Annotated in this window: 21 protein-coding genes; 14 read left to right on the top strand and 7 right to left on the bottom strand. The window is 60.9% G+C overall.

Annotation, left to right across the window (positions count from 1 at the left end):
* Positions 1 to 6 precede the first annotated feature (6 nt).
* Positions 7 to 381: a gamma-butyrobetaine hydroxylase family protein gene (locus AC1DPR_RS00745; RefSeq protein WP_018854809.1), complete on the bottom strand. Its 375-nt coding sequence runs from the start codon at positions 379 to 381 to the stop codon at positions 7 to 9.
* A 134-nt stretch (positions 382 to 515) separates the two neighbouring features.
* Here AC1DPR_RS00745 and moaA point away from each other — a divergent pair, with 134 nt between their 5' ends.
* Complete coding sequence (moaA, locus tag AC1DPR_RS00740; protein WP_018854808.1) at positions 516 to 1,562, top strand: GTP 3',8-cyclase MoaA; 1,047 nt, start codon at positions 516 to 518, stop codon at positions 1,560 to 1,562.
* 21 nt (positions 1,563 to 1,583) lie between these two features.
* On the opposite strand, the gene AC1DPR_RS00735 is transcribed toward moaA, so the two are convergent.
* Complete coding sequence (locus AC1DPR_RS00735; RefSeq protein WP_477815604.1) at positions 1,584 to 2,354, bottom strand: SDR family oxidoreductase; 771 nt, start codon at positions 2,352 to 2,354, stop codon at positions 1,584 to 1,586.
* A gap of 194 nt (positions 2,355 to 2,548) precedes the next feature.
* On the opposite strand from AC1DPR_RS00735, the gene AC1DPR_RS00730 reads away from it, so the two are divergent.
* From AC1DPR_RS00730 to mobB, 3 genes are read left to right on the top strand one after another with little or no spacing between them, the layout of a single operon-like run.
* A complete protein-coding gene (locus tag AC1DPR_RS00730; RefSeq protein ID WP_018854806.1) occupies positions 2,549 to 3,457 on the top strand; it encodes a DMT family transporter in 909 nt (302 codons plus the stop codon).
* Between the two features lie 7 nt (positions 3,458 to 3,464).
* Positions 3,465 to 4,097, top strand: a complete 633-nt coding sequence (gene mobA / locus AC1DPR_RS00725; RefSeq protein WP_018854805.1) for a molybdenum cofactor guanylyltransferase MobA — start codon at positions 3,465 to 3,467, stop codon at positions 4,095 to 4,097.
* The gene (gene mobB, locus AC1DPR_RS00720; protein WP_018854804.1) at positions 4,097 to 4,612 is read left to right on the top strand and encodes a molybdopterin-guanine dinucleotide biosynthesis protein B; all 516 of its coding nucleotides are present in this window, start codon (positions 4,097 to 4,099) and stop codon (positions 4,610 to 4,612) included. Before mobA ends, mobB begins: the two co-directional genes overlap by 1 nt.
* 97 nt (positions 4,613 to 4,709) lie before the next feature.
* Here mobB and AC1DPR_RS00715 read toward each other — a convergent pair whose 3' ends face one another.
* The gene (locus AC1DPR_RS00715; RefSeq protein ID WP_477815603.1) at positions 4,710 to 6,959 is read right to left on the bottom strand and encodes an OmpA family protein; all 2,250 of its coding nucleotides are present in this window, start codon (positions 6,957 to 6,959) and stop codon (positions 4,710 to 4,712) included.
* A 324-nt stretch (positions 6,960 to 7,283) separates the two neighbouring features.
* Here AC1DPR_RS00715 and AC1DPR_RS00710 point away from each other — a divergent pair, with 324 nt between their 5' ends.
* The 4 genes from AC1DPR_RS00710 (at position 7,284) to AC1DPR_RS00695 (ending at position 10,230) form a co-directional block, all read left to right on the top strand.
* Positions 7,284 to 8,060: an ABC transporter substrate-binding protein gene (locus AC1DPR_RS00710; RefSeq protein WP_018854802.1), complete on the top strand. Its 777-nt coding sequence runs from the start codon at positions 7,284 to 7,286 to the stop codon at positions 8,058 to 8,060.
* Between the two features lie 113 nt (positions 8,061 to 8,173).
* The gene (locus AC1DPR_RS00705) at positions 8,174 to 8,977 is read left to right on the top strand and encodes an ABC transporter permease (RefSeq protein WP_192240587.1); all 804 of its coding nucleotides are present in this window, start codon (positions 8,174 to 8,176) and stop codon (positions 8,975 to 8,977) included.
* Positions 8,974 to 9,804, top strand: coding sequence for an ABC transporter permease (locus AC1DPR_RS00700; RefSeq protein WP_018854800.1), 831 nt, complete (start codon positions 8,974 to 8,976; stop codon positions 9,802 to 9,804). The genes AC1DPR_RS00705 and AC1DPR_RS00700 overlap by 4 nt, the downstream gene beginning before the upstream one ends.
* A gap of 159 nt (positions 9,805 to 9,963) precedes the next feature.
* A complete protein-coding gene (locus AC1DPR_RS00695) occupies positions 9,964 to 10,230 on the top strand; it encodes an usg protein (RefSeq protein ID WP_018854799.1) in 267 nt (88 codons plus the stop codon).
* An 18-nt stretch (positions 10,231 to 10,248) separates the two neighbouring features.
* Here AC1DPR_RS00695 and AC1DPR_RS00690 read toward each other — a convergent pair whose 3' ends face one another.
* Positions 10,249 to 10,971 carry a DUF2270 domain-containing protein gene (locus AC1DPR_RS00690; protein ID WP_018854798.1) on the bottom strand — a complete coding sequence of 241 codons (723 nt, stop codon included), beginning with the start codon at positions 10,969 to 10,971 and terminating at the stop codon, positions 10,249 to 10,251.
* Between the two features lie 125 nt (positions 10,972 to 11,096).
* On the opposite strand from AC1DPR_RS00690, the gene AC1DPR_RS00685 reads away from it, so the two are divergent.
* The 4 genes from AC1DPR_RS00685 to AC1DPR_RS00670 all read left to right on the top strand — a co-directional run bounded on the left by AC1DPR_RS00685 (position 11,097) and on the right by AC1DPR_RS00670 (position 13,508).
* A complete protein-coding gene (locus AC1DPR_RS00685; protein ID WP_018854797.1) occupies positions 11,097 to 11,912 on the top strand; it encodes a class I SAM-dependent methyltransferase in 816 nt (271 codons plus the stop codon).
* A 98-nt stretch (positions 11,913 to 12,010) separates the two neighbouring features.
* Positions 12,011 to 12,694 (top strand): glutathione S-transferase family protein, encoded by a 684-nt coding sequence (locus AC1DPR_RS00680; protein WP_477815602.1) that lies wholly within the window; start codon positions 12,011 to 12,013, stop codon positions 12,692 to 12,694.
* Positions 12,691 to 13,023 (top strand): ArsR/SmtB family transcription factor, encoded by a 333-nt coding sequence (locus AC1DPR_RS00675; RefSeq protein ID WP_477815601.1) that lies wholly within the window; start codon positions 12,691 to 12,693, stop codon positions 13,021 to 13,023. Before AC1DPR_RS00680 ends, AC1DPR_RS00675 begins: the two co-directional genes overlap by 4 nt.
* A gap of 8 nt (positions 13,024 to 13,031) precedes the next feature.
* Positions 13,032 to 13,508, top strand: coding sequence for an SRPBCC family protein (locus AC1DPR_RS00670; protein ID WP_026371467.1), 477 nt, complete (start codon positions 13,032 to 13,034; stop codon positions 13,506 to 13,508).
* 370 nt (positions 13,509 to 13,878) lie between these two features.
* Here the strand turns inward: AC1DPR_RS00670 and ssuD are convergent, their stop codons facing one another.
* Positions 13,879 to 15,054: an FMNH2-dependent alkanesulfonate monooxygenase gene (gene ssuD, locus AC1DPR_RS00665; RefSeq protein ID WP_477815600.1), complete on the bottom strand. Its 1,176-nt coding sequence runs from the start codon at positions 15,052 to 15,054 to the stop codon at positions 13,879 to 13,881.
* A gap of 317 nt (positions 15,055 to 15,371) precedes the next feature.
* Between ssuD and AC1DPR_RS00660 the strand changes: the two genes are divergently transcribed.
* Together AC1DPR_RS00660 and AC1DPR_RS00655 are read left to right on the top strand one after the other, a co-directional pair.
* Entirely contained in the window at positions 15,372 to 16,289 is a 918-nt protein-coding gene (locus AC1DPR_RS00660; protein WP_477815599.1) for an NAD(P)-dependent oxidoreductase, read from the top strand.
* Positions 16,286 to 16,987 carry a DNA alkylation repair protein gene (locus tag AC1DPR_RS00655; protein ID WP_018854791.1) on the top strand — a complete coding sequence of 234 codons (702 nt, stop codon included), beginning with the start codon at positions 16,286 to 16,288 and terminating at the stop codon, positions 16,985 to 16,987. Before AC1DPR_RS00660 ends, AC1DPR_RS00655 begins: the two co-directional genes overlap by 4 nt.
* A 56-nt stretch (positions 16,988 to 17,043) precedes the next feature.
* On the opposite strand, the gene AC1DPR_RS00650 is transcribed toward AC1DPR_RS00655, so the two are convergent.
* Complete coding sequence (locus tag AC1DPR_RS00650; RefSeq protein WP_018854790.1) at positions 17,044 to 18,033, bottom strand: sugar-binding protein; 990 nt, start codon at positions 18,031 to 18,033, stop codon at positions 17,044 to 17,046.
* 48 nt (positions 18,034 to 18,081) lie between these two features.
* A complete protein-coding gene (locus tag AC1DPR_RS00645) occupies positions 18,082 to 19,062 on the bottom strand; it encodes an NAD-dependent epimerase/dehydratase family protein (protein WP_477815598.1) in 981 nt (326 codons plus the stop codon).
* Between the last annotated feature and the right edge of the window lie 70 nt (positions 19,063 to 19,132).

Here is a 19,132-nt window from a genome sequence, read left to right as displayed (position 1 = left end):
TGTCGCTTAACGCGGCTTCTCTGAGGTGTCGCGGCTCATGCCCTTTTCGCGCAGCTCTTCTTCATAGGCCGAGAACAGCTCCTCGCCGCGCTCGCCGAGCTCGCGCAGATAGGTCCAGGTATAGATGCCGGTATCATGCATGTCGTCAAAGCCGATGCGCACCGCATAATTGCCGGTCGGCGTCATGGAAATGATCGCGACATTGCGCTTGCCGGGAACGGTGACTTTCTGCCCGGGCCCGTGCCCCTGCACCTCCGCCGATGGCGAAAGCACCCGCAGCATCTCGGCGGAAAGATCGAAACTCTGCTCGTCGTTGAACGTCACGACGAGGTGCTGCCGGTCTTTTGAAACTCTGAGTTCAGTCGGCCAGATATCGGTCATGATCCCATTCCCCTTCAAAATCACGAGTAGGCAATGAGGCTTGCCGAGGCAAGCTCAATTTACCGTGCGTAAGGGGCGTTTCCCTTGACGCGGCAATGGCATATACGCACATTAGTAGCATTGCGGAGGTATTCGTGAACAGCAACGTCGGAACGACAGGCAACGCATCGCCACTGGTTGCAGAGACGAAACCGATGATCGACCCGTTCAAACGGGCCGTGACCTATCTGCGTGTCTCCGTCACCGACCGCTGCGACTTCCGCTGCACCTACTGCATGGCCGAGCACATGACCTTCCTGCCGAAACAGGAGCTGTTGACGCTCGAGGAATTGCACCGGCTCTGTTCCGCCTTTATCGCCAAGGGCGTGCGCAAGCTGAGACTCACCGGCGGCGAGCCGTTGGTGCGCAAGAACATCATGTATCTCGTGCGGGAACTCGGCAAACAGATCGGCTCCGGCCTCGACGAGCTGACCCTGACCACCAACGGCTCGCAGCTTTCCCGCTTTGCCGGCGAGCTCTATGATAGCGGCGTGCGTCGCATCAACGTCTCGCTCGACACGCTTGATCCCGACAAGTTCCGCCAGATCACCCGCTGGGGCGATTTCCACAAGGTGATGGAAGGCATCGAGGCGGCCCAGAAGGCCGGCCTCAAGGTCAAACTGAATGCGGTAGCACTGAAGGACTTCAACGACACCGAAATGCCGGAGATGATCCGCTTCGCGCACGGCCGCGGCATGGATCTCACCGTCATCGAAACCATGCCGATGGGCGAGATCGAGGAAGACCGGACGGACCGCTACCTGCCGCTGTCGAAGCTCAGGGCCGATCTCGAAGAACGATTCACCTTCTCCGACATCGGCTACCGCACCGGCGGTCCGGCACGCTATGTCCAGGTGAAGGAAACCGGCGGCCGGCTCGGCTTCATCACTCCGATGACGCATAATTTCTGCGAGAGCTGCAACCGCGTCCGACTGACCTGCACCGGCACGCTTTACATGTGCCTTGGCCAGAACGACGCCGCGGATCTACGCGCCGCCTTGCGCGCCACCGAGGACGACGGATTGCTCTATGCGGCGATCGACGAGGCCATTTCGCGCAAGCCCAAGGGCCACGACTTCATTATCGACCGCACCCACAATCGCCCTGCCGTTGCCCGCCACATGAGTGTCACGGGCGGGTGACACCCGCGGAGCTAGGGCAGCTTACGTCCGGTTGATCGAAACCCCGCCATCCGCCAGCATTGACGTCCCGGTCACAAAGCTCGCCATATCCGATCCCAGGAACAGTGCGGCCTTGGCGGTCTCCTCCGGCCGAGCCAGCCGTTTCAGCGCGTGCAGGCCATGGATGAAGGCGACGAGCTGCATGTCGGGATTCTCGAAATTCGCCGGGTTCAGCGCGGTGTCTGTGCCCCCGGGCAACAGCGCGTTGACGCGGATGTTTTTCGGACCGAGCTCGGCGGCAAGAACCTGCACCAGGCCGGTCAGTCCCGCCTTGCTTGCCGCATAGGCACCCATCCCAGGCATTCCTGCCGTGTGACCGACGAAGGTCGAGGTGAAGACGATCGACCCGCGGCCGCGGGCGATCATTGCTGGCACCTGATATTTCGCTGCCAGAAATGCGCTGGTGAGATTGACCGCCAGCATTTCGTTCCAGCCATCCAGCGACAGGTCAGCCACCGGCGCCGATTCGCCGGCGCTGCCGGCGTTGTTGAAGGCAACATCCAGACCGCCGAAGCGTTCGACCGCCACTTCGACCAGCCGCCAGTTCAAAGCCTCGTCGCGCACGTCGCCGGCAACCGCAACCGCCTCGCCGCCCGCATCTCCGATCTCTTCGACCAGCATGCCAAGCTGAGCCTCGCGTCGCGCCGCGACGACCAGCCGCGCGCCTTCGGCTGCAAAGAGCTTGGCGGCCGCCCGGCCGATGCCGGAGCTCGCGCCGGTTATGATCGCAACCTTGCCATCCAGATATCTCATGTCGGAACCTCCGCTTGTTGTTCGCGGTATCCCAATCCCAGACATCCTGGCGCTCAGCCACCCGTTTCCTGCCCGTGTCGGCGCGCGCCCTATTGTGCACTGCGCAATCGAATTATTTCGGGTGTGTCTTTCGTTCGATACCCATGGCGCCTGGCACGCTCTAAGAACACGTGTACGAGAATCGGAATATCGACATGCCGCGGTCCCGCAACACCCAGGGCGCCATCTACATGAGTTCGGCCATGGCCGGATTTTCCTGCAGCGACGCACTTTCCAAATCAGTTATCGCTTACATGAATGCCGGCCAGATCATGTGTCTGCGCGGCCTCTTCACCAGCATCTTCGTCTACTTCATCGCGCGCCACATGGGTGCCTTGCGATCGTGGCGCATCATCCTCAAGCCCATGATCATCATCCGCGTCATTTGCGAGATATTGGCAGCGGTGACTTACATTACGGCGCTCGGAATGATGCCGATCGCGAACGCATCGGCCATCCTGCAGTCGCTGCCGCTGGTCGTGACCTTCGGTGCGGCGCTATTCTTCCGCGAACCCGTCGGCTGGCGTCGCTGGTCGGCCATTCTCGTCGGCCTGATTGGCGTGCTGATCATCATTCGGCCGGGACCGGACGGTTTCACGGCCGCAGCTCTCCTCTGCGTTGGCAGCGTCCTCACGACGGCCGGCCGCGACCTCGCCACGCGCGGCATCGCCCCCGAGATCCCGTCACTGATGATCACAGTGGTGACGGCCGTCTCGGTAACGGTCGTCGGTGCATTGCTGACGCCGCTGCTGGGAGGATGGGAGCCGGTTAGCGTGACTTCGCTTTCGCACCTGCTGCTCGCCGCCATTCTCGTCCTGGTCGGCTATCAGTCGGTCATCATGGCGATGCGCACCGGTGAAATCTCTTTCGTCGCACCGTTCCGCTACACCAGCCTTATCTTCTCGACATTGCTGGGCTTCGTCTTCTTTGCGGAGTTTCCCGATGTCTGGACGCTCGGCGGTGCGGCTATCGTCATAGCGTCCGGCCTCTACACGTTCTATCGTGAGGCCAAGCGCCATGTACCGCCGGTCGCCCAGGAGTCCGAGCCGAGAACCCCCGTCTGAGGCAACCATGAACGATTTTGTGCTGCATAGATCCAATATTCCGGGTGTGGTCCTGGCGGGAGGACGCTCTTCGCGCATGGGCCGCGACAAAGCCTCCGTGCGGCTCGATGGCCGCACGCTGCTGGAGCGCGTCATCGAACAGCTCGAGCCGCAGGTGAGCACCCTTGCCGTCAACGCCGACGCAACCCCGGAAAATTGCCGGCATCTGTTCATTCCTGATATAGTTCCCGGCAAAGCGGGACCGATGGCCGGCATCCATGCAGCGATGACCTACGGTGCATCGCTTGGGGGTGTCACACACGTGGTCACGGTTTCTGTCGACAGTCCATTCTTTCCGAGCGACCTCGTCGATTGGTTCGCTGGCGTCATCGATTCACCTGGCAAGATTGCCATCGCCGCCTCCGAGGGCCGCAGCCATCCGGTGTTCGGCCTGTGGCCCGTCAGCCTTGCCGATGACCTGGAATCCTGGATCGCAACCGACGAAAAACGCCGTGCGCGCGACTTCCTTCTACGGCATGACGTTACGGAAGTTGCCTTCCCGCTGCGCCCGACGCGGGCGAGCCTCCTCGATCCGTTTTTCAACGTCAACACGCCGGACGATCTCGCCGAGGCGGAGCGCTGGCTCAAGGTCATGGTATGATAGAGAAACCGAAGGTCTTTGGCATCGCCGGCTGGAAGAACTCGGGCAAGACCGGTTTGGCGGTCCGCCTCGTCGAGGAATTCACCCGCCGCGGCTACCGCATTTCCACCATCAAGCATGCCCATCATGACTTTGACATCGACAAGGTCGGTGCCGATAGCTACCGCCACCGACAGGCCGGCGCTCACGAAGTGACCATCGTCTCCGGAACGCGTTATGCCATCATGCACGAATTGCGCGGCGCCCCAGAGCCGACATTCGACGAAATTCTTGCCCGCATCGCGCCCTGCGACCTTGTCTTGATCGAGGGCTACAAGCGCGAACCGATCCCGAAGATCGAGGCGCGGCGGCTCGAATCCGCCAACCAGGAACCCCTCGCCCCGACGGATCCCCACATCGTTGCCATCGCGGCCGATCACCCGATCGCCGAAGGCTTTCTGCCGGTATTCAACCTCGATGACACCCAGGCAATCGCAGACTTCATTTCCGGAATAGTGGAGCTGCCTGCAAAGTAGGAAACGTTACGACCTAGAAGCTGGTGCGCTCGCGCCAGAACCGCAGAGCGCGCAAACGAAAGCCGCCGGTCTCCCGACGGCTTCCGATCAGTTTCGATTATCGGCTCGCGGAGGCGACCGGGCGTACCAGCGCCGTCACGCGACGGATGGTGACGCGGCGGTTTTCCTGGTTCGGCCCCTGCGTGTTGACCTTGAGGTAACGTTCGCCGTAGCCCTGCGTCGCCAGGTTTTCGGGCGGGATGCCGTAAACGTCGGTCATCACATTCGCCACCGATTCCGCGCGTTGGTCCGAGAGGACGAGGTTGCTCTGGTCGGAGCCGACCGCGTCCGTATGGCCTTCGATCAGAAAAGTTTCCGACGGATCCTTCCGCAACACCTCGTTGATCGCATCGGCGACCTTGCGCAGGCTGCGCGCCTGGCTCATCGGGATCTCGGCACTCCCCGTCGCAAAGGTGATCGTATCGAGATCGATACGGCGAACCTTGTCGCGGATACGCGCCGAATACTTCACCTCATCCAGCGAATAGACACGCTCCACGGGCTCCACCGGCGGCTCGCGCAGGAAGTCGTAGTAGTCGCGATCGTCGTCGCTGCTCGTGTCCATGATGTAGTCACCGAGCGGAATACGCAGGCGCATCGGCGGCAGGTCGCGGCCCGGATCTTCGAAGTAGCCGCGGTCCGGATCTTCGTAGAGACCAGGCGAATAGTAGAGCACGGACTCGCGCCCGCCATTGTCGATGCGCGACCGCTGGATGATGTCACCATAGCGGTTGCGGATCGTCACGATCTGATAGCCGTCACGGTCGATCGTCTCACGGTAACGGTCCCGCGGCAGCTGCTCGTAGGTCGGCCGCTCGCCGTCACGCAGGAAGCGCCGGTCGTCATCGCCGCGAACGATCGTCTGGTTGTTGATCTGGATGATCACACGATTGTCGTCACCACGCTCGCCGAAGCGCGCGCCTTCCGGCCGCTCGAACTGCGGACGCCTGTCGAGACGCCGACCCTGTTCGCTGGTCACGGCTTCGATCTTGATCGGAGCAGCCTTTGCGCCCTCGGTTATGATCTGGGCCTCGGCGTCGGTTTTTGGAACCCGGAAATTCTGCTCCTGGCCGCGTTGCCTGTCGCGGTCACGACGGGACTGGATGCCCCCCGAGCGGTCGGCGTCCTTGTCGCTGTCGAGAACGGCGGCACCGTTTTCAACCGGCAGAACGACGGTTTCCGTGCTCTTGCTCGGGTCCGCGGCAATCTCCTTGCGGCGCTCGAGTTCCTTGGGCGTGATTTTCTCCGGAGCCGGGATAACCTGCTCGGCTTGGCCCACTGCCGGCTGATCGGTCGGCTGCGCCGGAACCTGTTCACCCTGCTGCTGAGCCGGTGCTTGCTCGCCCTGCTGAGGTGCTGGAACCTGTTCGCCCTGCTTCAGGATCGGCTGCGTGCCGCCAGGCTGGGCCTCCGTCGCCGGCTCCTGCGCGGGAACGGGCGGCTTCTCGGCCGTCGGCGCCTCTACTGGAGCAGGCGCCTGTTCCGCGGCTGGCGCCTGCGCTTCAGCGGCAGGCTTCTTGCGCGGCTTCACCGGCTGCTCAGAGCTTTCGGTCGCCTGCTGCTTGCCTGCCTTCCTCGTGGGCTGCGGCGCTTCGCCCTGCGGCTGAGCGTCCTCCTGCTGCGGGGCGACCTGCTCGGTCTGCGGCTGCGGCGCGGCCTCCTGCTGAGGTTGCTGCTTGTCGCGCTTGTTGCGACGCGGCTTTTCCTGGCTTTCGACAGGCTGCTGTTCCTGGGCCGCCGGGGCTATCTGCTCCTGCGGAGCCGCGGGCTCAACCTGCTCAGCGGCCGGCTGCCGCTTCTTGCGCGGCTTTTCGACAGGGGCTGCTTCCTGCAACTGCTGTTCCTGGGCCGGCGCTATCTGCTCCTGCGGAGCCGCAGGCTCTGCCTGCTCGGCGGCCGGCTGCCGCTTCTTGCGCGGCTTTTCGGCGGGGGCTGCCTCCTGCAACTGCTGCAGCTGCTGTTCGACGACAGGCTCCTGCTGTGGCGCGGGCTGTGCCTCTGCTGCCGGCTCATGCTGCTTGCGTGGCTTTTCGGCAGGCGCATCCTGCGATTGCTGTGGCTGCTCCTGCTGGGCGGCCGGCGCCTGTTCTTCACCGCCGCCGCCGTGCTGCTTGTGGTGCTTCTTCAGAATCTCTTCATCGGAGGGCGCATCCTGCGCAACCTCGAAGCTGCCCGCGACCGCTTGCGGTGCTGTCTGAACCTGTTCAACGCTGGCAACTGCGGCAAAGGATTGCACTGGAGGCATCACAAGCGACAGCGACAACAGCGGAAAGGCGGCACTTGCAAACAATCTGGATTTCATTCCCATAAAGGGGCTCCTCGTTGACTTCATTTTCTTGGGACGCGGTCGTGGCCACGTCCGATTTTGGGGCACCCATCCGCGGCGAAAACCGCGGGGGGACTGCATTTGTTCCACGAGTCTTAGGAACTGCAGCATTAACCCGGTATGAATGTGGCAGTGCGGCATTGTTCATCTTCGACATAGTTGATCGTTCGCCACACCCCTGCGATTCCAGTTGCAATTCCGCCGAAAAAGGTTTGAGTATCGCGCCAAGGCCGTGCCTTGCACCGCCCTGCTCAGCCGCCGTCCAAAAGAAGAACACGAGCGGCAGCACCAACAGAGAGGACTAACATGCGTATCTCCACCCGTATTCTTGCCGCCGCTTCCGTCGCCGCGATGTCTCTTTTCGCAGGCGCCGCCATGGCTGATGGCGAGAAGTATGTCATCGGAACAGACTCGACCTACCCGCCCTTCGAATACGTTGACGCCAGCGGCCAGTTCCTCGGCTTCGACATGGACATCGCCCGCGCGCTCTGCGCCGAGATGAAGGCCGACTGCACCATCGTCAGCAGCGACTGGGACGGCATCATTCCCGCCCTGCAGGCCAAGAAGTTCGACATGATCATCTCGTCCATGTCGATCACGCCGGAGCGTTCGAAACTCGTAGACTTCACCAACAAGTACTACAACACCCCGCCGGCAATCGCCGTACCGAAGGATTCGACCGTCACCGACGTGGCCGGCCTGAAGGGCAAGACGATCGGCGCGCAGACCTCCACCACTCACTCGAACTACGCTGAAAAGCACCTGCCGGATACCGAGCTGAAGCTCTACCCGACGGCAGACGAGTACAAGCTCGACATCACGAATGGGCGCGTCGACGCCGTCATCGACGACATCGTCGTGCTGTCGCAGTGGGTCAAGTCGGATGCCGGCGCATGCTGCAAGATCCTGACGCCACTGCCGGTCGACAAGGAAATCAACGGCGTTGGTGCAGGCATTGCCGTCCGCAAGGGCGACGACGCGCTGCGCGAAAAGCTGAACACCGCGATCGCCGCGATCCGCACCAGCGGTGAATACAAGAAGATCCAGGACAAGTACTTCGACTTCAACGTTTACGGCGAATAAGAAAAGCTGTAGGTCGCTGATAAAGCTGATGGCGGAAGGCTTGCTCTTCCGCCATTTTTGTTTGACAACGATAGAAAGATCAAAGCGGTAGAAACCGCGAGGGGAAAACTGGCATGGGCGGATTATTTTCCGCGCTAGGTCCATTCTGGGCCTGGATTGGGCATATCTTCGATCCGCTTTGCGGACCCGCAGGACTCTTCACGTGGTTCGGTTCCTCGACGATCCTGGCCTGTGGCGACACCGGTTGGGGCGATGAGATCGCCGCCGGCCTCAAGGTCACAGTTGCGGTCGCTCTGGTTACCCTTCCAATCGGACTTGTCATCGGCTTCCTCATCGCACTCGGCCAGCAATCGGAAGAGAAATCGGTCCGCCTTGCGGCCGGCATCTACACCACGATCTTCCGTGGCCTGCCGGAACTGCTGACACTGTTCATCATCTATTACGGCATGCAGATCCTGATCCAGTCCGTCCTCGCCTCCATGGGCTATGACGGCCGGATCGAAATCAACGCTTTCTTGGCGGGCGTGATCGCGCTGTCGATTGTATTTTCCGCCTATTGCTCGGAGGTGCTGCTCTCGGCTTTCCGCGCCATCCCGAAAGGCCAGTACGAAGCCGGGGACGCACTGGGCTTTCATCGTGGGCGCACGTTGCGCCTGATCGTGTTGCCGCAACTAGTGCGCATCGCCCTTCCCGGCCTGGTGAACCTCTGGATGATCCTGCTCAAGGATACGTCCTACGTCTCGATCATTGGCCTTGCCGATATCCTGCGGCAGACCGGCGTCGCCGTTAAGGTCACTAAACAGGCATTCCTGTTCTATACCGTCGCCTGCGCTCTCTATCTCGGCCTCGCCATCATTTCCTCCTTCGGCCTTCGCTACATAGAACGGTGGGCCAAGCGTTCGGAGATCAGCCGATGAGCCACGCCCAGACGCTCATTCCGGCGCAGCCGGCTCCGAAGCAAGCGCACAGGCCAGTCACCGCTGCGCGCATTACCGGATACGTTGTCGTCGCTCTCTGGATCGTCCTGGCTGCCGCACTGCTCACGATGGTCGTGACCGGTTGGGATCCGGAGAAGTTCACCCGCTACGGTCCCCGCTACCTGCATGGTCTGTATACGACGATTGCCTTGGTGGTGATCTCGGTATTCTTCGGCGCCATCTTGTCGCTGCCGTTGGCCTTTGCCCGCATGTCCAAGAACAGGTTCATCAACGGCATCGCCTACTGCTACGTCTATGTGTTCCGCGGCACGCCGCTGCTGGCACAGCTCTTCCTCATTTACTACGGCCTGGGCAGTTTCCGTCCGCAGCTGGAAACCGTCGGCCTCTGGTGGTTCTTCCGCGATGCCTGGTATTGCGGTCTGTTTGCGATGACCATCAACACGGCCGCCTACCAGGCTGAAATCCTGCGTGGCGCCATCCAGAGCGTTCCGCGCGGCCAGCACGAAGCCGCCGCCTCGCTTGGCATCCACAAGGTCATCGCCTTCCGCAAGATCCTCTTGCCGCAGGCGCTGATTGTCGCCTTGCGGCCCTACGGCAACGAGATCATCCTGCTGATCAAGGGCTCTGCGGTCGTCGCCATCATCACCGTTCTCGACCTGATGGGTGAAACGCGCTACGCCTTCTCGCGCACCTTCGATTACCAGACCTACCTTTGGGCAGCGATTTTCTACCTCACCATGGTCGAAGCCCTGCGCCATCTCTGGGCATGGATCGAGCGCCGCCTCACCCGCCACCTGAAGCGCTGAACAACGTGGCAGCACTCGCCGATGAGAGCTGCCAACGATTTGAAATTGCAAAAGAAATTCCTGAGGCACTAGCAATTCGTCAAGCTTCGGTTAAGCATGTAGTGGTTCCATTTCATTGATCGCTAATGAGCGATCAATGGAACCAGAAGCGAGACGACGATGCACAAGGACATGGAAAGGCAGCTTCAGGGCTACGGCCTCACGACGGCCCAAATCATCTACCGGATGCCGGATCATCAAACGATCCTACAGACATACATCTGGCAGGACTACGACCTTGCACCGGATTTTCCGGAAATGCGCAGCTTCCTGAAGTTCTGGCAGGAGAAGCTCGACGGACCGCTGCATTCGGTCCGCTACATTCACCGCAAACTCATCTCGGCCACCGAATGGCGGGCGCTGAGAGGCGAGTTCACCATCAACTGATCACGCTGCAAAAGCCGGTCAGACATGAGCCTCCCCTTTGACGAACTCGTCTTCGTCCATCTCCCGATGCAGTGTGCCGTAGAGGATACCGGCATAGCCCAAGCCAACCAGGCAGAGCACGGCCCAGCCCGGGATCGGCCCAAGTGCCGCGTTCTCGACTACGTAAGTCCATGAATGCGTCTGCGTCAGCGGATTGCCCTCTGCCTGGAGCTTCGGCGTGGTGATCTTCAGACACCATGCGAGCAACAGGATAAAATACATCCAGCAATAGTTGCGGCGCAGTCGCCGCTTGACCGCCCCGGGGTAGCTCAAGAGAAATTGCGGCTTGCGCAAGCTCCTCGCGATCGCGCCGGCCCAATCGGGTCTGGATTCGCCGTTCGGCGCAAGAATCTGCGCGAAATAGCCCCGCTCCAGCTTCCGTACTCGGGCGCGGTAGATATCGAAGAAGCGGTATCGGCGCGCTTCGATGAGCAACAGCAGGGTGATCAGCATCATCCCGAAAAGCAGCACGCCATGGTGCGAGGTCGGCGTCGACAGTGAAACCGAAAGCAGCGCCGCCGAGACCGTGATCGCCCAATTCGATGTTCGGTCGATGCGATCGCGCCAGCTTATCATCCGGCCGAGCTCTCCCCGATAATAGTGGCTGAGCGTATTCGTGATCTCGCCTGGCGTTGCCGGCAGCGCTGGTCGCGGACTATCCAGCTCTATCTCGAAGTTCGCCTTACTGATTTCGGCCACCATGGTATTTCCTCCATTTTGTTCTTATCCATTAGAGGATCCTTATTCTGCGCCTCGAACGTCGCCATTGCAAAAGACAATCAGTCGCCGTAGACGCAGCTCTGGAATTAAAACGATGGTGAATTGCTATGGCCAAGAAGATCGACGAAGACGCACTCGCGGAAGCCTATAACCGGGCTCTTGCCCTCGAGAAGGCGGGAGATGTCGATGCCGCCGTAAAGGCCTATGAAGAGGTCCTGGCCATCGACCCCGAGGATCATGGCGGCGCCGCCGTCCGGATCGCCTCCATGGGACGCGGCGAGACGCCACCCAAGGCGCCGGACGCCTATGTCGAGACCCTGTTCGATCAGCACGCCGAAGTCTTCGAGGACGTTCTCGTCGAACAGCTCGGCTACCACGTGCCGATGATGGTGCGCCAGCGCCTGCAGGAGCTGAACCTTGGCCCCTTCAAGCGCATGCTCGACCTCGGCTGTGGCACTGGCCTCACCGGCAGCGCGCTCAGCGACCTCTGCGAGGACATGACCGGCATCGACATTTCCGAAAACATGGTCGAGATCGCCCACGAGAAGGAGCTCTACGAGACGCTCTTCGTCGCTGAGGTCGAGGACTTTCTCGAAGACAATGACGAGGATCCGTTCGATCTCGTTACCGCGACTGACGTCCTACCCTATCTCGGCGCGCTCGAACCACTGTTCTTCGGCGTCGCGGAAAACCTGAACCCCGGCGGTTTCTTCATCTTTTCATCCGAGGAACTGCCCGATGCCTCCGCAAATGGCCAACCCTACATGGTCGGCCCGCATCAGCGCTTTTTGCATTCGGCAGCTTATATTCGCGAACGCCTCGCAGCGACGGGATTCGAGCTCGTCGAGATGCGAGAGATCAACGTTCGCATGCAGGAAGGCAATCCGAGCCCGGGCCACCTGGTGATTGCGCGGCTGTCTTAATACTTAGCCATCCACGCAACTTTCCTGTTGCCAGCGAAGCGGCGCCCTGATACTTAGCCATTCACGCAAGTTTTAAAACAACGTGAAAGGCCGGCCGCATGTCGCTCTTCCTCCACAGTCATCCGCTTGCATCTTTCTGCCACAAGGTCCTGATCGCCCTTTACGAGAACGACACGCCCTTCGAGCCCGTCCATGTCGATCTCGGAAACGAGGCATCGAGAGCCGCGTTCCTCAGCGTCTGGCCACTCGGAAAGATGCCGGTGCTGCGCGATGAGGCACGCAACCGCACTGTCCCTGAAACGACGATCATCATCGAGTATCTCGATCGCTACTATCCGGGTGCGACGGCCCTCATCCCAGGCGATTTCGACAAAACGCTTGAGGTCCGCCTGTGGGATCGCTTCTTTGACCTGCACGTGCAGGAACCGATGCAACAGATCGTCGCCGAACGTCTGCGCGGCGGCGGCGATCCGAGCCGCGTGGCCGGTGCTGAGGCGGCGCTGCGCAAGGCCTACGGCATGATTGAGCAGAAACTCGGCGAACACCCTTGGATCGCAGGGGATAGCTTCACCATGGCCGACTGCGCCGCGGCACCCGCCCTCTTCTATGCCGAGACCCTTGTCCCTTTCGCCGGCCAGCCAAGCCTGCGGGCTTACTACGACAGGCTACTGGCGCGCCCGTCCTTTGCACGGGTCCTTGAAGAAGCGCGGCCGTATTTCAGATTCTATCCCTACCGGGAACGGCTACCCGCACGCTTCCGGCCGGACGAAGCCTCTATATGATGGCCGAACCGGCCACACTCGATGAGACGTTCCACGCGCTTTCGGACCGCAGCCGGCGCGGGATGGTTGATCGTCTCGGCCGCGGGCCAGCCTCGGTGTCAGAGCTTGCCGAGCCTCTGTCGATGGCTCTGCCGACCGTTATGAAACATCTCGCCGTGCTGGAAAGGAGCGGCCTTGTCCATTCCGAAAAGAGCGGCCGCGTGCGGACTTATCGCCTGGAAGCAGGCGCATTGGGCCAGGTGGAACGCTGGCTTGCCGAACACAAGGCAAGCTGGAACGCCAGCTTTGACCGACTTGAACGATTTCTCTCGGACGACCAACCGGAGTGACGAACGACATGACAAGACATTCCGCCATGCACGAGACATTCGCAATCGAGCGAAAGATGCGGGCGCCGATCTCACGGGTGTTTGCCGCCTGGGCCGATGCGGAGGCCAAGCGGCAGTGGTTTGCATGCCACGACGAGTGGGTGCCCATCGAATACAGCCTCGAGTTCCGCGTCGGCGGCCAGGAGCGCAATCGCGTCGCAGACAGCGACGGCGTGCTGCATGCCTACGAGGCGCGCTATCTCGATATCGTGCCGCAGGCCCGCATCATCTATGCCTATGACATGAAGCTCGGCGAAACCCGCATTTCGGCATCGCTTGCGACGATCACCTTCGAAGCTACGCCATCAGGAACAACCATGCTCTTTACGGAACAGGTCGTCTTCCTCGATGACTATACCGACGGTGGCTCGCGACGGCAGGGAACGGAAATTCTGGTCGATCGCATACAGGCGTTTGTCGAGCGCGACGGCAGCACAGCGCACTAAATCTTGAACCGGTTTCATGCTAGGTTGGCGCCTCGGCATCTCACGGCGGCAGGCGAGGCAGTATGACTGCAGATAAACGACACACACAAGCCGGATCCACGCTCAAGCGGCGGCCGAGATTCAATCCCAAGCGCGGCCCCAGGCCAAGCGTCCTGGCCCGGGCCAATCGCACGGTTGCCTGGGGAGCGTCCCTGGTTATCGCTGTCTTTCTCCTGATTGTCACAGTCAACGCGTTGGTGCACTAGCCGGAAGAGGCCGGGCTGTAGCTAAGCCAGCACCACCGGTCGACGCAGTATCCGGCGAGCATGGTCGGAAGGTGCGTCGTCGATGAAAGCGCGCCGCCCGACAACAGACGGCGCCGGTTGGCACATCAGGAGCCGGACACTACTTTGAGGTTTCCACCATGGCTGCCGCCACCGAAGACCTGATGCTTGCCGAAATCGCTCTGGAAGCCGTGACGCTGCTCTTCGCGCGTGATCCCGAGTTCCGGGAACAGTAACTCGGCAACGCGATAGGCCTCCTCGAGATGCGGATAACCGGATCCGATGACCGTATCGATACCGACGTCCTGATATTCCCGCAGGCGAGCGGCCACGGTCTTCGGCGACCCGACAAGTGCTGTCCCTGCCCCGGCGCGCACCAAGCCGACACCGGCCCAAAGGTTCGGCGACACTTCCAGCTTGTCGCGCCGGCCACCGTGCAGGGCCGCCATACGCTGCTGGCCGACGGAGTCGGATTCCTTGACAAAGCGCTCCTGCGCCTCGCGGATCGTCTCATCGTTGAGTTTCGAGATCAGACGATCGGCCGCTGCCCATGCTTCCTCATCGGTTTCGCGGACGACGAAATGCAGGCGAATGCCGAAGCTGACCTCGCGCCCCTTGTTCGCCGCGGCAGCCCATACCTTTTGAACCTTTTCGGCAACCTGAGCCGGCGGCTCGCCCCAGGTCAGGTACTTGTCGACGCGGCCGACCGAGAAGTCGATACCAGCATCCGACGAACCGCCGAAGTACAGGGGCGGCCGCGGGTTCTGCACCGATGGAAAGCCAAGCTTCGCATTCGTCGCCTTGATGTATTTGCCGTCGTAACTCGCGACACCCTTTTCGAGCAGCTCTTCGAAGACCGTGAAGAACTCATCGGCATGGGCATAGCGCTCGTCGTGGGCCAAATGAATGCCGTCGCCGGCAAGCTCCGCCGGACTGCCGCCGACGACGATGTTGAGCAGCAGGCGCCCATTCGAAATACGGTCCAGCGTCGTCGTTAGACGCGCGTAGTATGCCGGTGATGCCGTACCCGGACGGATTGCCACCAGAAACTGCAGCTTCTCGGTCTTGGCGGCAAGCGCTGCCGCTGTCACGAACGATTCTTCACAGGCAACGCCCGTCGGCAGCAGCACGCCGGAGTACCCAAGGCGATCAGCCGCCTGGGCAATCTGGGTGAGATAACCGATTTCCGGCGCGCGCGTCTGCTCGTTCGAGCCGAGATAGGCACCATCTCCCGAGGTCGGGATGAACCAGAGGAAATTGATGGGATCGTGTTTGCCGGTCATGGAAATGATGCCTTCTAGTCGGAATTGAATTAGCTTTGCTTTGCGTGCGAGGCGCCCGTCGTCGGTGTTCAGGACGGTGCCATGACGAAAAGCCCCAGTGTTTGACGTCGTAAAATCATCGTCTTCCCTCTCTGGAAGTCAGCCGCTCTCGGCGCTCCAGTGTCTCGTTGCAATCTTTACAAAAACCATCAAATCGATCGACATTTGTAATTATTATCTTTCGAGGCTCGCCGGATTATCCGAACCGGCAATTGCCGCTTTCGGAGAAAATTTTTCCGCCACGATGCAACCCGCACTTCGACGGCTTTCCGAGCGCCGTGCTTTCCGCTAATCCTCGTGCCCGGCATTCAGGAGAGGATTGGCACATGGCAAAAGTCGCATTCATCGGTCTTGGCGTAATGGGGTTTCCCATGGCTGGCCATCTCAAGGTGAAGGGCGGCCATGACGTTACCGTCTACAACCGGACCGCATCGAAGGCGGCGGCCTGGGCGGAGAAGTTCGGCGGCAGAGCGGCCCCAACACCCGCCGAAGCGGCCAAGGATGCGGATTTCGTCTTTACCTGCGTCGGCAACGACGATGATCTCCGTTCGGTGGCAACAGGTGAAAACGGCGTTCTCCAGACGATGAAGCCCGGCGCGATCCTGATCGACAACACGACCGCGAGCGCGGAAGTTGCCCGCGAGCTCGATGCCGCCGCAAAAGGCAAGGGCTGCGCCTTTATCGATGCCCCGGTATCGGGTGGACAGGCCGGCGCCGAGAACGGCGTCTTGACCGTCATGTGCGGTGGTGACGAGGCCATCTTTGACAAGGCAAAGCCGGTGATCGATGCCTACGCCCGGATGGTCGGCCTCATGGGACCGGCGGGTGCCGGTCAGCTGACCAAGATGATCAACCAGATTTGCATCGCCGGCCTCGTCCAAGGGCTGGCGGAGGGCATTCACTTCGGCAAGCGCGCCGGCCTCGACATCGAGAAGGTCGTCGAGGTTATCTCCAAGGGTGCTGCCGGCTCCTGGCAGATGGAGAACCGGCACAAAACGATGAATGCAGGCAAGTACGACTTCGGCTTTGCCATCGACTGGATGCGCAAGGATCTCGGGATCGTGCTCAACGAGGCACGCCGCAACGGCGCAAAGCTGCCGGTGACGGCCTTGGTCGACCAATTCTATGGTGACGTCCAAGCCATGGGCGGCAATCGCTGGGATACGTCCTCGCTCCTGGCCCGTCTCGAAAAATGATCGGTCCCTCCTCCAGCAGCGCGGAGCTGATTGCGCATCTGCAAACGCTGCGCTCGGAGGAAAACATATCAGGCATGGCCCGTTTCGGCATCGTCACCGAAACGGCGCTCGGCATCTCCAATTCGGATCTCCGAAAGATCGCCCGAACGGTGAAGCAAAGTAACGGCCGTGCGCTGGAGCTGTGGCAAGGCAACATCCGCGAAGCTCGCCTGCTAGCGCTCTATACGGCCGAACCGCAGAAGCTCACGGCAAACCTCGCCAGAACATGGTCCGATAACTTTCACTCGTGGGAAATCGTCGATACGGCGGCAGACCTCTACGTCGAGGCTGGTCTCAAGGCGCTCATACCTGAATTCGCAGCCGACGATCGCGAGTTCGTTCGGCGAACTGCCTTTGCGATGATTGCCAGCGCAGCCGTGCATCTGAAGAATGAGCCGGACGACACGATCCTTGCCTGGCTTCCACTTATAGACGCGCACGCTCGCGACCCGCGCAATTTCGTACGCAAGGCGGTGAACTGGGCGCTGCGAAACATCGGCAAACGCAACCTGCATTGCCATGCTCGCGCATGCACAGTCGCAGAACGACTTGCCGCATCCGACGACCGGACCGCGCGCTGGATCGGCAAGGACACCGTCCGGGAACTCAAAAGCGAGAAGGTCATCGCGAGGGTCGAGAGAAAGTCGGCAACGCGATAATCGCTGTAAACGACAGCGAGCGGATGATGATATCCGCCCGCCGTCCTTCCCCCCCACTATTTCTGGATGCAGGTATCGACCGTATCCTTGGTGCACTCATCGAGGCCGGTGAAGACTGGATCCGGGACCGTCTTGCCGGCGATCAGGTCCATCATCACTGACGGTGCCTTGTAGCCCATTTCGAACGGCCGCTGGCCGACAAGAGCGGTGACGAGACCTTCCTTGGCGATCGCGACTTCATCACCGATCGTGTCGGCCGCACCGATCACGAACTCGTTCTTGCCGATCTTTTCGGCCATCGGCTTGAACAGGTCGCGATAGGGCTGCGGCGCGCCGAACAGCGGCCAGCCGCCCATAATCCCGAAAGCATCGAGATCGGGGTTTGCCTGGAGAATGTCGGTCATGGCCTGAACGCCTTTGGCGCCATCGTCGTTCGTGAAGACCGGGCAACCGGCAACTTCGGTCCACCCGCCCTCGCCTTTCAGCGCGGTCAGGCCTTTCTGGCCGGTCAGGGTGTCACGCATCCCCTGCGCGCGACGCAGAATGTTGTCGGCACCCGGGTTGCCTTCGATCGTGCAGATCTTGCCGCCCTGCGGCTTGGCCTTCTTGATGTACTCGCCGATGCGCGCGCCCATCAGATAGTTATCGGTGCCGAGATAGGTCTTGCGCAGTGCTGAATCTTCCGCCGCAAGGTCGGCGTCGAGCGTCATCACGGGAACCTTGGGATTTGCCGTCTTCAGCGTCTGAGCGATCAGTTTGGCGTTCGACGGAGAAATGGCGATGGCCACCGTTTCCGCCTTGCCCAACACGTCCTGAACGATTTGCGCTTCGCCGGCTTCATCCGAAGTCGATGCAGGGCCAGTGTAGAAGCACTCGTATTCGGAGCTGGCGTTTTCCTTGTTCCACTTCTGGCAGCCTTGGTTGATTGCCTCGAAGAACGGGTTGTCGAGGCCTTTCACAACGATGACCAACTGTTTCTTGGCCGCCAGCGCCTGTCCCGCCGTCAGCGCCAGCACCGCGGCTGTAAGCAATAATGCCTTCCTCATAGCTTCCTCCCATTGAAAAAATGGCGGACGCCATCGTCCGCCACATGATCAACCCGGATACCAGACGATGCGAGGATCCTCCTCCAAACGCACATACCCCCAGGCCGAGTCGATTAGCATTTCCAGATCGTAGACGGGCCGCCATTCGAGCAGGTATTTCGCCTTGCTGTTGTCCATCCAGTTGGAATGGAACTGGCTCGGTATATCGACCGCACCGAGGCCGCGCGTCCGCGAAAGGTGGGCGGCAACCTCGCCGTAGTCGACAGGTCGGTCCATGCAGATGTTGAACAGCTGACCTCGCGCGCGCGGATTGTCGAGCGACGCGAGGATCGCCGAAACCAGATCGTCAACATGAACGAAATTGCGCTTCAGCGGCCTGCCGTCGGCATCGCGCAACAACGGCACCGTCTGCTCCCGCTGATAGCGCTCCGCATCAGCCCGCGGCACGAGTGTCTTCCAGTCCGGCCCGCCGAAAACATCGTCGCCGAACGACAAGGTGAACTTGAAGTCGTCCTTCTCCATGATCCAGGGCGCGCGCAAGCAGCAGCCGTTTATGCCATACTGTATCTGGAACTGCTCCAGCATCACCTCTTCCAGCACCTTCGACAGCGCATAGCAGCCGGGATAGGCCTGGTGAGGCGTAGCCTCTGTGATTGGCGCTTCATGGCGATAGAAAAAGTGCCCTATCCCTGCATCGCCGCCGATAAGAATGAATTGGCGCGCAGTAGCGCTCGTCCTGAAGCCCTCGAGCAGCCAGAAAAGTCCCTTGACGGTGACGTCCATGACATCTTCAGGCGTTTCCTTGCATGTCGCGAGATGCACGACATGCGTGACGCCGGCAAGCGCAGTCGACACGGCCCCTCGATCGCTGATTGAGCCTCGCACAGCTTCGACGCGCTCGTTTTCCGGGCACAAGCGATTATGACAAAGCGCGCGAATGCGCGCCTTGGAAAATCGCGGATCGTCGAGCAGCCCCCCGATGAAGCGCTGCCCGACCTTGCCCGTTGCACCGGTGACAAGGATCAGCATGCTCTCCTCCGTCAACAGCTAATATACAGAGACCTCCGCGCGTCAATCGAATTGTAGTATGAAACGAGTA

The sequence above is a fragment of the Rhizobium sp. 01T417 genome (genome assembly GCF_056398905.1).
Note: the sequence above shows the minus strand (reverse complement) of the source record. Positions and strands in the feature narration are given on the sequence as shown.